Origin of the sequence: Acinetobacter gerneri DSM 14967 = CIP 107464 = MTCC 9824, from assembly GCF_000368565.1 — a bacterium.
In the GTDB taxonomy this organism is placed as follows: Bacteria; Pseudomonadota; Gammaproteobacteria; order Pseudomonadales; family Moraxellaceae; genus Acinetobacter; species Acinetobacter gerneri.
In genome coordinates this window covers 500371-514169 of sequence record NZ_KB849544.1, presented here as the reverse complement: position 1 = coordinate 514169, position 13799 = coordinate 500371, and the positions used below count along the sequence as shown (strand labels likewise).

General features: G+C 35.5%; 15 protein-coding genes. 9 read left to right on the top strand and 6 right to left on the bottom strand.

The window, feature by feature from the left end; translation table 11 throughout:
- The first annotated feature begins 22 nt into the window (after positions 1 to 22).
- Entirely contained in the window at positions 23 to 391 is a 369-nt protein-coding gene (locus tag F960_RS13675) for a 5-carboxymethyl-2-hydroxymuconate Delta-isomerase (RefSeq protein WP_004866132.1), read from the top strand.
- Positions 392 to 512: 121 nt separating this feature from the next.
- A complete protein-coding gene (locus F960_RS13670) occupies positions 513 to 1367 on the top strand; it encodes an AraC family transcriptional regulator (RefSeq protein ID WP_004866130.1) in 855 nt (284 codons plus the stop codon).
- Positions 1368 to 1505: 138 nt separating this feature from the next.
- On the opposite strand, the gene thiM is transcribed toward F960_RS13670, so the two are convergent.
- Both thiM and F960_RS13660 read right to left on the bottom strand, forming a co-directional pair.
- Positions 1506 to 2378, bottom strand: coding sequence for a hydroxyethylthiazole kinase (gene thiM, locus F960_RS13665; protein WP_004866126.1), 873 nt, complete (start codon positions 2376 to 2378; stop codon positions 1506 to 1508).
- A gap of 8 nt (positions 2379 to 2386) precedes the next feature.
- Positions 2387 to 3544, bottom strand: a complete 1158-nt coding sequence (locus tag F960_RS13660) for a hypothetical protein (protein WP_004866123.1) — start codon at positions 3542 to 3544, stop codon at positions 2387 to 2389.
- Between the two features lie 311 nt (positions 3545 to 3855).
- Here F960_RS13660 and F960_RS23230 point away from each other — a divergent pair, with 311 nt between their 5' ends.
- Entirely contained in the window at positions 3856 to 4341 is a 486-nt protein-coding gene (locus F960_RS23230; protein WP_020846710.1) for an alpha/beta hydrolase, read from the top strand.
- Positions 4316 to 4804, top strand: a complete 489-nt coding sequence (locus tag F960_RS23225) for an alpha/beta fold hydrolase (RefSeq protein WP_004866117.1) — start codon at positions 4316 to 4318, stop codon at positions 4802 to 4804. Before F960_RS23230 ends, F960_RS23225 begins: the two co-directional genes overlap by 26 nt.
- 41 nt (positions 4805 to 4845) lie before the next feature.
- Here the strand turns inward: F960_RS23225 and F960_RS13650 are convergent, their stop codons facing one another.
- On the bottom strand, positions 4846 to 5292 hold the full coding sequence (locus F960_RS13650) for a hypothetical protein (RefSeq protein ID WP_004866115.1): 447 nt from the start codon (positions 5290 to 5292) through the stop codon (positions 4846 to 4848).
- A gap of 312 nt (positions 5293 to 5604) precedes the next feature.
- On the opposite strand from F960_RS13650, the gene pepN reads away from it, so the two are divergent.
- Together pepN and F960_RS13640 are read left to right on the top strand one after the other, a co-directional pair.
- Complete coding sequence (gene pepN / locus F960_RS13645) at positions 5605 to 8211, top strand: aminopeptidase N (RefSeq protein ID WP_004866111.1); 2607 nt, start codon at positions 5605 to 5607, stop codon at positions 8209 to 8211.
- A gap of 316 nt (positions 8212 to 8527) precedes the next feature.
- A complete protein-coding gene (locus tag F960_RS13640) occupies positions 8528 to 8716 on the top strand; it encodes a hypothetical protein (protein ID WP_004866108.1) in 189 nt (62 codons plus the stop codon).
- Between the two features lie 66 nt (positions 8717 to 8782).
- On the opposite strand, the gene F960_RS13635 is transcribed toward F960_RS13640, so the two are convergent.
- Positions 8783 to 8995 (bottom strand): hypothetical protein, encoded by a 213-nt coding sequence (locus F960_RS13635; RefSeq protein WP_004866105.1) that lies wholly within the window; start codon positions 8993 to 8995, stop codon positions 8783 to 8785.
- A gap of 253 nt (positions 8996 to 9248) precedes the next feature.
- On the opposite strand from F960_RS13635, the gene F960_RS13630 reads away from it, so the two are divergent.
- From F960_RS13630 to F960_RS13620, 3 genes are all read left to right on the top strand, one after another.
- Positions 9249 to 10211: an IS30 family transposase gene (locus F960_RS13630; RefSeq protein ID WP_004854881.1), complete on the top strand. Its 963-nt coding sequence runs from the start codon at positions 9249 to 9251 to the stop codon at positions 10209 to 10211.
- A gap of 458 nt (positions 10212 to 10669) precedes the next feature.
- The gene (locus tag F960_RS13625) at positions 10670 to 11389 is read left to right on the top strand and encodes an MgtC/SapB family protein (RefSeq protein ID WP_020846527.1); all 720 of its coding nucleotides are present in this window, start codon (positions 10670 to 10672) and stop codon (positions 11387 to 11389) included.
- 110 nt (positions 11390 to 11499) lie between these two features.
- Positions 11500 to 11844: an SMR family transporter gene (locus F960_RS13620; protein ID WP_004866099.1), complete on the top strand. Its 345-nt coding sequence runs from the start codon at positions 11500 to 11502 to the stop codon at positions 11842 to 11844.
- A 105-nt stretch (positions 11845 to 11949) separates the two neighbouring features.
- On the opposite strand, the gene leuE is transcribed toward F960_RS13620, so the two are convergent.
- On the bottom strand, positions 11950 to 12600 hold the full coding sequence (leuE, locus tag F960_RS13615; RefSeq protein WP_004866095.1) for a leucine efflux protein LeuE: 651 nt from the start codon (positions 12598 to 12600) through the stop codon (positions 11950 to 11952).
- A 130-nt stretch (positions 12601 to 12730) separates the two neighbouring features.
- A complete protein-coding gene (tal, locus tag F960_RS13610) occupies positions 12731 to 13720 on the bottom strand; it encodes a transaldolase (RefSeq protein WP_004866093.1) in 990 nt (329 codons plus the stop codon).
- Positions 13721 to 13799 lie beyond the last annotated feature (79 nt).

The window sequence follows — 13799 nt, the reverse complement described above, 5'->3', positions numbered from 1 at the left end:
TTTAATATCTAGGTAAAATCGCATGCCACAAATGATCGTAGAATATTCAGATAATATTCGAAATTTACAAAAACAACAGCTGCTGCTTGATTTAAATCAAGCATTATTTGCTACCGGCTTAGTTGATTATCCTAAAAATATTAAATCACGAATCCGAGAAAATCATGATTTTTTAATCGGTTTTGGTGAGGATGCACAAGCATATATTCACGTGCATATTTATATATTAACAGGGCGTAATGCAGCAGAGAAAAAGCAAATTGCAGATGCTTTGAGTGATGCATTAACAGCCTTTAAAGCTTATCAAGCAAAAGATGTGGAAATCCAATTATGTGTAGAATTGACGGAAATGCCACTACAAGACTATCGTAAAGTGTCAATTCGTTTCTAATCTGATGGCATCATCAAGAGCTGGTTCGCTAGCTCTTGTAATAAAATAAAAAAGCAATCTCGGTCAAGACGAAAAAAATATACCGAAGGATAATAACCTTATCAAGCAACGCAGAGCTTATATGAACATTGAATATAAAATAAAAGCGGTGAGTGACTATATTCAATTGCATTTAGATGATGAACTAAATATTGATTTATTGTGTGAAATAGCACATTTATCAAAATTTCATTTTCATCGAATTTTTTCCAGTTATACGGGAATTACACTCGCAAAGTACATTCAAATTTGTCGTTTAAAAAGGGCATCATTTCAATTGGCTTTTGATTTGGATCGAAAGATTATTGATATTGCTTTTCAAGCAGGATTTGAGAGTCCAGAAGCTTTTACACGTGCGTTTAAGCGTTGCTTTGATCAAACGCCAAGTACCTTTCGGGAGGAACCTGACTGGCAATTTTGGCATCAGCAGTTTAATTTTATTTTGCCGAAAATTGAGAAGAATATGATTGTAAATATAGTTGAAAAATCAAGTGAAAAAATTGCTTATATCCGGCATCATGGCGCGCCAGAACGTGTCTATGAAACGGCTGCGAAGTTTATTGAATGGCGCAAAACGACAGGCTTATCGCCGATTAAAACGAGTCATACTTACGGTATCCCTTACTCGGACCCAGAGTTGACATCTGCAGGACATTTTGTTTTTGATATTGCGGGTCAAATTGATCAAGAAGTACCAGAAAATGAGTTTGGTGTAAGTACTGCCAGCCTACCTGCTGGAAAATATGCGGTTGTTCGGCATTTTGGTAGTCATGACCAACTTAAAGACTCTGTACTCGTATTTAGAAAATGGTTGCCTGAACAAAATTATGAAATAGGAGATTTTCCAATTTATTTTCATTATTTAAATTTCGTTCATGAAGTTAATGAACACGAATTGATAACAGATATATATTTGTTATTGAAGGATAAAAAATAGATTGTATCAGTCGCTTGTTTATTGAAATACAATGCCGAGAGAACTTGGGCATTGTATGAAAATATCATTTGAATAACTGGTGTTATGCACTTAAAAAAGATGTTCCAATTTTATCGAGAAACAAAAGATATTTTGATGTTACTGTCTATCATCAGTTATGAACTCAATATCAGCATTTTTAATCAATAATTCACTATTCATTTCATATAAATAATCAAGAAAAGCGACATTAAAACTACCAACACTTTGTGCTTTTTTATAAGCCAATTTACCTGCGACTGCAAAATGGACATGTGCTGCTACAGTCGCAATTGTTGGGGGAGAGACGGCACTATATGCAGCAATCAATGCACCTAAAGCACAACCTGTTGCTGTGATTTTCGGTTGTAAAAAACTTCCTCCATTGATCTTAATCACGCCATTTAACGGTCTGGATAAAATAAAGTCAGATTCACCTGAAATGGCGATACATTCAGCGTATGCCAATAAACTTTCTGCTTGTTGATACACTTCATGGCTTTCCAAAGTGCTATCTACGCCTTTGGATTGGACTTGATTACCTGCTAGAATACTGATTTCAGAGGCATTCCCTCGGATAATGGTTGGGTTAAAGCTCAGTAATTCATCCACTTTTTCACTACGCCATTGTAAAAATGGACCATAGCCGACTGGGTCAAGCACCCAAGGTGTATTTTTTTCAGTGACAGTTTGTGCAGCAATGCTCATCGCTTGCATCTGCTCAGATGTTGGTGTGCCCACATTGATACTCAAAGCTCCACAAATCTCAGCGAAAGTTCTGGCTTCAAATGGGTTATCAATCATGGCAGGCGATGCGCCACAAGCGAGTAGAACGTTGGCGGCATAATTGCTTGCAACACTATTGGTGATGCACTGTACCAGAGGTTGTTTGCTTTGCAACTCAGTCCAAGCCTCGATAACTTTTTCAAGTAATGTACCCGTTTGACTGAGTAATTCATCAGTTTCTTGATTGAAATTTGCTGGATAATTCATGCTATCCCTTACTTGGTAAAATAGTGATCTTGGTGTTTACAGTTGCGACAAAATAGACTGACATAGCTTTCAGCATCATAATCTACATCGAGTTCATTTGAACCACAGTACATACAACGTTTCACCGAATAGAAACTCAGACGAGGTTCGATTTTTTTCCAAGCGCGCCAAACTGGTTGGAAAAAGATACTTTCATCGTAACCTAAAAAGCGGAAAAAAAGAATTTCACTCATTTTGCTGAGAGGAATATTAGGCGGTCTTGGTAAGGTTGAAGTTTCCCATTTTTCAGCTAAAGTACGTTCACGATATTGTTGTAACGTTTTCTTTAAAATATTGGTATTGATAAAGTTCTCATTACGGATTTGCAGTGCTTTTTTTTGATAGAGATATTCAAGAGCAGTTTGGATGAGATAATAGATCTGACCGACTGCCAATGAATCAAGTAATTGGTAACAAAAACTTTGAAAACCTTTATTGCCTGATATTTGAATGCCCCAAGTACGGCAATAATGCTGTGTGAACTGGACAATTTCTTGATAAAGAACCACATATAATACATTTTTAACTTCATCAGAACTTTTGAATGGGATCCCCATACTTAAGTTTTCATAAAACCATTGACGCAGTTGATAGGTAATACTAAATAGACTCGGTTCTGAATATCCATCCAATCGAACATTGATATAAAACTGAGAGGCTTGATCTGAAAAGCTTTTCGAAATTAAAACATTGTCCTTAATCAATTGATTAATCAATTGACTTTGAAAATAATAATTAGGTGTTATGTGATGGTATTTTATTTTTTCCCAATCAATAAATTCTTCAAATTGCTGACCTTCTTGGACTTGATTATCCAAAAGGCTCAATAAAAATAACTTGTGTAAAAAACTTAACTGATCGAGGCTAAGCTCATATTGTTCTTTTGCTTTGAAATGTCGCTTTTCTTCTAAGCGCGCTTCTTTGATCAATTTTTTACGCTTACTAGTGCAGTTTTCACATTGGCAGCTGCGTTGATTGTTTTGAAAAACTTGATGATGGCAGTGGCTACATTCATAAAATTCGAGTTCTTGTTCAAACTCTTCTGCCTCAACCAAATACATACTCGCCTGACAAAGCGGGCAGAAGGTACTTTCATCGAGTTGTTTGCGAAGAATTTGTAGCAGCATAAAAATCTTAAACTTATGTGATGTTTAAAGTGATTATACACAAAGCCACTCTACAATACTTGAGCGGTCATTTTCTTTCATATTTACAGCTTATTTTTGGCTGAAAAATAGTCATGTTTGAAAAAAGTGCCAATTCCAAAACAAGTAGAAATCAGTAGTGTAGATGGACCTCGATATTTTATAAATTTCTCCAAGCTACATAAGCAAGAGGGAAATCAGTTAGGAGGGGGCTTATGGCACATTTAACCAGATTTTTTTCAATGCTTGTTTTTATGATTTTAACTCCATGTGTTGATGCAAAGGATAACCAAATGACAAGTTATACAGAACAAAATGTGTGGCAGGAAATACAACAATTTTTACCTGAAAAATATCGTTTAAATTCAACCAATGTCCCCACTGAAGAATGGTGGGATTGGAATGGTAATAAACTGCATCTTGATACCTACCGCAATCCTCATGCGAAAATAAAAGTCATTTTATTTCATGGTGTTGGGACAAATGGTCGGCAAATGTCACTCATTTTAGGGCATCCTTTGGCTGAGAAAGATTATGAAACAATCGCAGTTGATATGCCAGGCTATGGGCTGACACAAGTTGCAGCTACGCAGACGATTCGCTACGAAGACTGGGTGCAAGCGGGGAGTGATTTGATTGATGCTGAACTTGCCAAAGATGATCGTCCGATTGTTTTATATGGCTTAAGTGCAGGGGGAATGCTGACATATCATGTGGCATCAAAAAATAAAAAAAGTAAAAGCAATCGTTGGTATGACTTTTTTAGATACAGAGTCTAAGCAAGTCAAAAATGCGGTTTCAACCAGCCCCTTTATGGCACAAGTCGGTGGATTTTTTGCAGGAATTGGAGCACATACGCCATTTAAACGTATGAATATTCCCATGAAAATGGTGAGTAAAATGGATGCATTGGTCAATCAGCCTGAAGCGTTAAAGGTTTTTCTTAAAGATAAAACGTCAGCAGGCAATTCTGTTTCAGTGGCATTTTTACACTCCTATCTAAACTATAAACCTGAGGTACAGCCTGAAGATTTTAATATTTGTCCTGTTCTTTTGACTCAACCTGAAAATGATCATTGGACACCATTAAGTTTGAGTACACTATTTCTAAATCGAATCACTCAAGTTCCAGTAGAAATAAGACTTTTAAAAAATGCAGGGCATTATCCGCTTGAGCAACCCGGATTGGATGATATGGTGAATATTATTGATGAATTCTATAAGAATAATGCTTTGAAATAATTTTAGAGTTAGGCAGCTTGTGTGTAGCTGCCTGAAGCATTTTATTTGCAATAGTAATCAGTGCTTTTTAGTTTTGAGTTGATTTCAGCTTTTTGCTTTGCCGTTAAAGGAGTGGAAAAGCTGATAGTTTTATTGTTTCGTTTATTAAAATAGATGACCGAAACAATCCGATGATTACGTGAAACGGTTTGATATTGTCCTGTGATTTTTCCATTGACAATTTCATCATAATTATCATTCATGACCATGTCAGTATGCTCATCTCCAAACCCTACACCGCCACCACTTGATATTTCAATCTCTTTTAAATACGGATAATACATCAAAGGGTTAAAGTCGATTGCTGCATTTTTTTCATCGAGTGTGGTCATCAAGATATTTTTGGTTTCCCCAGAAGCTAAGCATAGATATGCTTGACGATAGTCTGCAAAACTGTTTTGCGCACAAAGACTTGCGATAAAAAGCAGAAAAGTTATAGATTTATTCATAAATTTGCCTAATTTTTTTGTGAAGTATTTTATTTGAAGTTTATAAAAGATGCTAAGCCATATAGATGTTTGGCGTGATGTTTAAAATAGCATATTAAAAAAGCTTGTTTTGTAGTCAATTCATCAAGTCAGATTAAATAATCAATTGAAAAGTCACTCAACAATCCCCATTACATTTTCTAAACGAACAGTACGGACAGTTGCTCGAAGTTGACGTATGATCAATGTTATTGATGCTATCTCTGATAGAAAATCAAAGTCATGAATCACTATAAATAACTGTCTAGCATAGACTTTAAATCAGGACTTTCTATGAATATCGCGGCAAATCCAGTGGTCGAAGCAGATCAAACCGTTTATTTAAAAGATTATCAAAAACCAACTTTTGAAGTGCTATCTATTGATTTAGATATTTCTGTTTTTGATGATCATACCCAAGTTAAATCTAAATTATTGATGAAACGCCAAGCGGTTGGTGATTTGGTTTTGCTCGGGCGTGATCTTGAATTAAAGAGTATTCACTTGAATGATCAAGCTTTATCTCAAGCGGATTATCAACTTGATGCTGAAAAATTGGTGATTAGCAATGCACCAGATGCAGTTACGCTTGAAATAACGGTAGTCATTCATCCTGAAACCAACACCATGCTTGAAGGTTTATATAAAGCTGGTGATTTGTATGTGACTCAAAATGAGCCTGAAGGTTTCCGTAAAATCACCTATTACCCAGATCGTCCCGATGTTTTGTCAGTCTTTACTACACGTGTAGAAGCGGATAAAAAATATCCTGTTTTATTGGCAAATGGTAATTTGCTCGAAACAGGTGAGGCTGAAAATGGTCGTCATTATGCGATTTGGCAAGATCCAACCAAAAAACCAAGCTATTTATTTGCTTGTGTGATTGGTGATTTGGCTGTTTTAAAAGATCATTATGTGACTTCTGAAGGGCGTAATGTTGCTTTGGAAATTTATGCGATCGAAAAAGACATTCCAAAATGTCATATCGCTATGCAAGCATTAAAACATTCTATGCAATGGGATGAGGAACATTACGGACGACCATATGATCTTGATAATTATATGATTGTTGCTGTAAGTCAATTCAATATGGGGGCAATGGAAAATAAAGGTTTAAATATTTTCAATACCTCATGTGTTTTAGCCGATGAAGAATACACCACTGATGCTGCGATTATGCGAGTTCAGTCAGTAATTGCACATGAATATTTCCATAACTGGACTGGTAACCGAATTACATGTCGTGATTGGTTCCAATTGTGCTTAAAAGAAGGATTGACTGTTTTCCGTGATCAATCATTTTCAGAAGACTTACAGTCTGCTGCTGTACAACGTATCGACGATGTAGCTGTACTTAAAGCACATCAATTTCCAGAAGATGCGGGTCCGTTATCACACCCACCACGTCCAGATCATTTTGTAGAAATTAATAACTTCTATACTGCAACTGTGTATGAAAAAGGTGCAGAAATTAACCGTATGATGTCGACACTGCTCGGCAAGGAAAAATTCCGTAAAGGTACGGATGAATATTTCCGCCGTCATGATGGGCAAGCGGTGACAGTTGAAGATTGGGTTGCAGCATTGACTGCGGGTTCTGGTGTTGATTTATCAGCATTTTTAAAATGGTATAACCAACCGGGTACACCAAAGCTAGAAGCACAAGGTGAATATGATCAGGCGACACAAACTTATCGTTTGACATTTAAACAAAGTTTGAAAGCGCATGCTAAATATCCAAACTTACAAGCAGTACCGATTCCAGTTGCACTTGCTTTGTTTAATGCAAAAACAGGTGAGCAATATACACTTCATTCTGAAAGTTTATTTGAAAATGCTGTTAAAGATGGCGTGTATTTGTTTGATCAAGCTGAGGCAAGTATCGAGTTTACAGGTGTAAGTGAAAAACCTGTGGTTTCATTACTTCGCAATTTCTCGGCACCAGTCAATTTGCAATTTAACTATTCTGATGAAGAATTGGCATTTTTATTGAAATATGAAACCAATGGTTTTAACCAATGGCAAGCGACTCAGACCTTGCTAGAGCGTATTTTGCTCGAAGGTCATGATGCAAAAGTGTATTTGGATGCGATCCAACAAACTTTACCATTTGTGATTAGCAAAGATCCATTGTTGGCTTCACGTTTGTTTGATGTGCCTACTGAGGGTTATTTGGGTAGTCGAATCGATGAAAATTATCAGCCAGAAATAGTACATGAAGCACGTGAAACTTTACTTGAATCACTTGCACGTGGCTTGGGTGATTTTTGTAAGGAGACCTATCTTGCGCTTGATCCAGTCGCTCAGAAAGATTTCTCTCAAGCGATGGGTGTGCGTGCGCTGAAAAATATTATGTTGAGCATGATGGCACGTCAAGGTGATCCTGAAGCATTTGATTTGGCCACAGCTCAATACAACGAAACAGGCAATATGTCTGAACGTTTAGGCGCTTTACGCGTACTTGTATGGAATGACGCACCACAAGCGAAAGAAGTGCTACAAGACTTCTATAATCGCTTTAAAGATGAACCTTTATCACTCGATCAATGGTTTATGTTGCAAGCTGCACATCCAAATGCTGGTCCTGAAACAATTCAATACTTAACCAATCATGTGGATTATGATCTAGGTACACCAAACCGTATTCGTTCAGTGAGTGGTGGGCTCAATGCCAATCCAGTCAATGCATGGGGTTTTGGTATTCAGCATTTTATTGATTTAGCAAAATATTTAGATGAAAAAAATCCGATCGTAGGTTCTCGTTTGTTGCAAGTATTGACGCGTTGGTACACTTTGGCTGAGCCTAAACGTAGCGCGGTAAAAGCACAGCTAGAGGGGCTCAAGTCAGAAGTGAAATCTAAAAATGTGGTTGAGACGCTAAATAGCATGTTAAATGTATAGGTTTTATTGATCTTTTCAATGTGTAGTTATTGAGTTTAGAAAAGTGCTGCTGACTTGATTGTTTGAGTGAGCAGCATTTTTTTGTTTATAAAAAATACATAATAAAAATATAGAACCAAGCAAATTATAAATTTCTACAAAGTCAGTTATAAATCATGATCTAACCCCAAAAATCTTAGATAAAAAATTTAAATAATCCAAAAAAACACATTTATATAAATACTTATAGATTCGCAAATTACTATTTAGACGATGCCCAATTGCTAAGAAAGGCTGTTATGTACTTGCTATATTGAGATAAAGCTGGAGGTACATGATGAAAGTTGATAAAAAAATTAAGCAAATATACTTTAGACAAGGTGAACATCCGATGATTTTGTTGTCTATATTTATCTATAGTGCAAAAAGACAAAATTGGCATTTTAATGAGATTAAAACAGTGGTTACTGAAGCCAGACGCAAAGATTATGCACACTTAGTAAAGACATTAAAATCCTATGCATGATTCAAATTCACATTAAAAAAATTAAAATAAATCCTTTTTATATTTAAAAGGATTTATTTCTTCAAATTAGATATTTTTTATTTCACAAAAATATCTCAATGTATTGAGTAAATGTAAATAGTCATGTTTTCTCGCTTCACAGATAACCTGCTGTATTTCATCAGAAGTCCAATTTTGTCTTTCTGCTGCATGTGCAAATATACTGAGTAGAACCATATGATGTTCTCCATTTCTAAAATAAACATTTTTTACTTTTTTGAGTGGGAGATCTGTCTTCATAATAGTTCCTCGAGTTAATGTGTGAACATATTTATATGATTAATAAAAGAAGATTAAGTAACAATTTGTAATTTTTTATAGTGGTTTATTTAATTTAAAATTAATGATTTTTTGATAAATTTTTATATTTGAATATAAAGATTAAATTTCGCAGATTCAAATCCCAAGTGCAACACACTTGTAGTTAGTTGAAAAAGTTAGGTGTATTCATAGAATCATTAGACTTTTTCAACTCGCAATTGGAAAGCACACAATGAAGAAATACACCCAACTTTCTCAAGATGAAAGATACGAAATTTATGCTACTTTGAAAAGTAAAAGTTCAATCGCTAGCCTTGCTCGGGAGTTAGGGCGTTCACGATCAACCATCTACCGTGAGTTAAAAAGAAATACTGGGCAACGTGGATATAGAGCTCAACAGGCAGCGAAATTTGCAAGTCAAAGACGGTACCATCCTTCATCATCCATGACAGCATTTGCCTTCGCTTATATTGATTACTTAATTGGCTTAGACTGGTCACCAGAACAAATTTCAGGTGCTTTAACACAACGCGGTTGGCTGGATGTACCTTCACATGAGTGGATTTACCAGCACATTTATCAAGATAAATCACAAGGAGGTAACCTCCATCTACACTTAAGGCATCAGAAGAAATATCGAAAACGAGGTTACAAAAACACGGATCGTAGAGGGCAAATCATTGATAAAACAAGTATTCATTGCCGAGACCAGGTCATTGATCAGCGACAACGTTTAGGAGATTTCGAAGGTGATACGGTGATTGGTAAACATCATAAAGGAGCTTTATTAACCCTCGTTGATCGAAAGAGCCTGTACGTACATATTGTTCATTTAGGGTCAACGAGAGCATCCTCTAAAACGATTACTTGTGCATTAGATCGTTTACGAATGAGCCATGCTTATAGTGTAACATTTGATAATGGAAAGGAATTTGCCGAACACAAAAGAATTACTGATGTCGGCATAGATACTTATTTTGCTGATCCTTACAAGTCTATTCAGCGAGCTAGAAATGAAAATACGAATGGTTTAATCCGGCAATATCTGCCAAAATCATCATCGTTTGATGACGTGTCAAACGATGAAATAGAGCAGATAGAATTTTCACTCAACCATCGTCCTAGAAAAACACTAGGCTGGTATACGCCAAGTGAAGTTATGGCTGGTTTTTATACTGTTGCACTTGCTGCTTGAATCCGCCTTTAAAAAAAAGTATAAATATTTAAATAAATAAAAAACAATATTGTTTTATAAAATATAAATAAATATATTGATAGAAAGGATTTTATAACTTATTTTAGTGATTTATTTTGCATTATTTATAAAAATGGATGATAGAGTTTTAATGGTTTAAATAGTTATTATATTCACTATATATCAAATTTTGTATATTTTTAAATCATTTTTATTTTTTTAGGCTTGATATTTTAAAAATAACAAAAATACCGAAATATGAAATTGAAAAAATGCCTAATATATGTACTGAATTTAAATATCTTATATATTTTTAAATGACTAAAAAGTGAGTTTTATTTGAGCTGATTGGCACGTATTTGCAAGAAAATAATCAAAATTTTTTTATTATTCATATGAATTCAATATTTTTGATGCATACTAACAACGATCGCGAACTACAAAAAGAATTTTCAAAGATGCAATTACAATTCATGCAGCACTTTAGTGTCTCTAATACGGTTGATACCTTGATTAGCTTATTTACAGCCTTTGTCTTGGGCGGTTTAATTGGCTTTGAGAGACAATATCGTCAGCGTACGGCAGGGTTAAGAACCAATGTTTTAGTTGCAGTTGGTGCTGCAATTTTTGTGGATATTGCAAATAATTTGTCGGGTGCTGATGGTGCTGTAAGAGTCATTGCTTATGTGGTATCTGGAATCGGTTTTTTGGGCGCAGGCGTCATTATGCGTCAAGAAGGCAGTATCCATGGTTTAAATACAGCAGCAACGTTATGGTGCTCGGCAGCTGTAGGTGCGGCTGCTGGTTCTGATTTAATACTGGAAGCGTTACTTGCAACCTTATTTATTATCGCTGCAAATACGTTATTGCGTCCTATTGTACATATGATTGATCGAAGTCCTCTTGATGATGAGTCAGAAGTACTTCACGTGATTTATATTGTTTGCGATAAAATGGCAACCAAGAAAGTGATGGATGAATTGAATTTGGCACTGACCCGTCATCATTTTCCTGCAAAAGATATCAATGTTCATCCTTTCGGGGAAAAAGATGTTGAAATTGAAGCGATGCTGATAGCAAGCTCAATTGAAACCGAGGAAATTCAACCAATTATAGAATTGTTAAATGCGATGCCTGAAGTTCGACAAGCTTTTTGGGATAAAAATACTATAGATTAGTTTTTGATATTAAAATTTCATGAAATATAACGTAAATATTCTCATTTTATTTGCGCAATTTTTTAACAAACTTATACTATCGCCATTGTCGTATTTTAAAGAGAAACTTGATGAATCCAGTAGTATTAGCCTATATCTATCTTGGTTTTGCCATTATTTCTGAAGTTATTGGATCAACTTTTATTGTTAAATCTGAAGGTTTTACAAAATTACTTCCTTCGATCGCTGTGCTGTTCTTTTATTGCATTGCTTTTTATTTATTATCACATGTGGTTAAAGTCATTCCTCTTGGTATTGCTTATGCGATTTGGGCTGGGGTAGGTATTATTTTGACAGCTATCATTGCATTTGTTGTTTTTAAGCAGAGTTTGGATTTGCCAGCAATGATTGGAATAGCCTTGATTATATGTGGAGTAATCGTGATTAATTTATTTTCAAAAACAGCTGGGCATTGATACCTAAATGATCAAGATGAAATGCTGGAAATATACTGTTAATAAAGGATGTTTTCAGCATTTTAAAATGAGTGAAATAATCGCTTGATGATTTGAATTAAAACTTTATAAAGTGGAGGTTGCGAGTTTTAAGCCAAAACCACAAAATAATATACCGACGCACGCTACACCAATAGCAGCAATTTTATATTGTGTATTAAAGAAATTGGCTAGTTTGACCCCCGAAAAAATTAAGATGGTTAGATAGGTCAAACTAATAATCTGTAAAATAACAGACAATGCAGCAAAGCTTAATGCAGGATAAGTATAGTTAGGATCTACAAATTGCACAAAAAATGAAAGGTAGAAGAAAATTGCTTTAGGATTTAAAATACTAATTGTAAGTGCAGTGCGATAAGGGTGTGCTTGTTCAAGGCTTTGCGTTGTTTGACTTGATGTGATTTTTTGTGGTTTATGCTGCCACGTTTTTACACAGGCAATGAGTAATTTGATTCCAAGATAAGATAAATAAGCTGCACCAACAACTTTTAATAAAACAAATAGCCATGGAAAAGCATGTAATAGTGAAGCAGCACCTAATACCGTGCATAATATTAAGATAAGGTCACCTGTAAATACACCAAAGGCACCTAAGTATCCAGCTTTAATCCCGAATCGCGAAGCAATCGACATGACGTATAGTGAATTTGGACCCGGTAATATCACAATAAAAATAGTACCGATAATATAAGTCGCGATATCCGTTATGCCGAACACGATATACTCTCAAATGTTGATGTAAGGACACAGCCAAATAAAAAGCCGAGAATGTTTATGATAACAAACTCAGCTTTTTAGTGCGCTATTTTGATGCACAAATTAAGGATTAATTTGATTTTTTATAACATTAATCACTTATTGAAGCATCTAAGCCAAAGGATTGGCGGAGTAATACGGCCAATTGTTCACGTGCTTTGATAAAACCGTCGACACCACCTTGTAAAAGCTGAAATGCCATCAAGTCATGTTCGAGTTCTTGTCTAAATTCATCTTTAGAAATTGCTGCACATGGATGTTCTTGATGCGCATGTGCATGTTCAGCAGTCAATTCAGCTTTAATTTCACGTGAATCTTGTGCTAATTGTTGTAAAAGACTTGGCGATACAGTCAATAAATCACAGCCCGCCAAACCTAAGACTTGGTCGGTACTGCGGAAACTTGCACCCATAATTTCAGTTTTGATTTGGTGTTGTTTGTAGTAATGATAAATTTGTTTAACTGAAAGCACACCAGGATCTTTATCAATTGGATATTGATCGACATTTTCAGCTTTTTTAAACCAATCTAAGATGCGGCCAACAAAAGGAGAGATCAGCGTTACATTTGCATCAGCACAAGCTCGAGCTTGGTGTAAACCAAAAAGTAGAGTCAAATTACAGTGAATGCCTTCTGCTTCAAGCGCGCGCGCCGCTTGGATACCATCCCATGTTGATGCAATTTTGATTAAAATTCGATTTTGATCAACACCATATTCTTTATATAGCGCCAATAATTCTTTGGCTTTAGCAATGGTAGCTTCGGTATCGTAGGAAAGCGCAGCATCAACTTCGGTCGAAACACGACCTTCTACAATTTTTAAAATTTCAACACCGAGTTTGACAGTTAAAATATCGATCGTGCGTTCAACCAGCGCATCACCTGTATAGGCTTCAGATTTTGCTTGTATATAAGCTGATTCGATCAGATCTTTATTTTCAGGCTGTTCAGCAGCAGCCGTAATTAAAGATGGGTTTGTGGTTGCATCTAATGGGCGAAACTTTTCAATTGCTTTTAAATCGCCAGTATCCGCAACAATGGTAGTAAATGCTTTTAATTGATCTAATGCTGATTGAGTCATTGCTATTTAATTCTTAGTTAAAAATACTTGTGTTTTATTTATACCACAAAGTTTTTGTAGCGAAAGTTAAAAGGGGGCT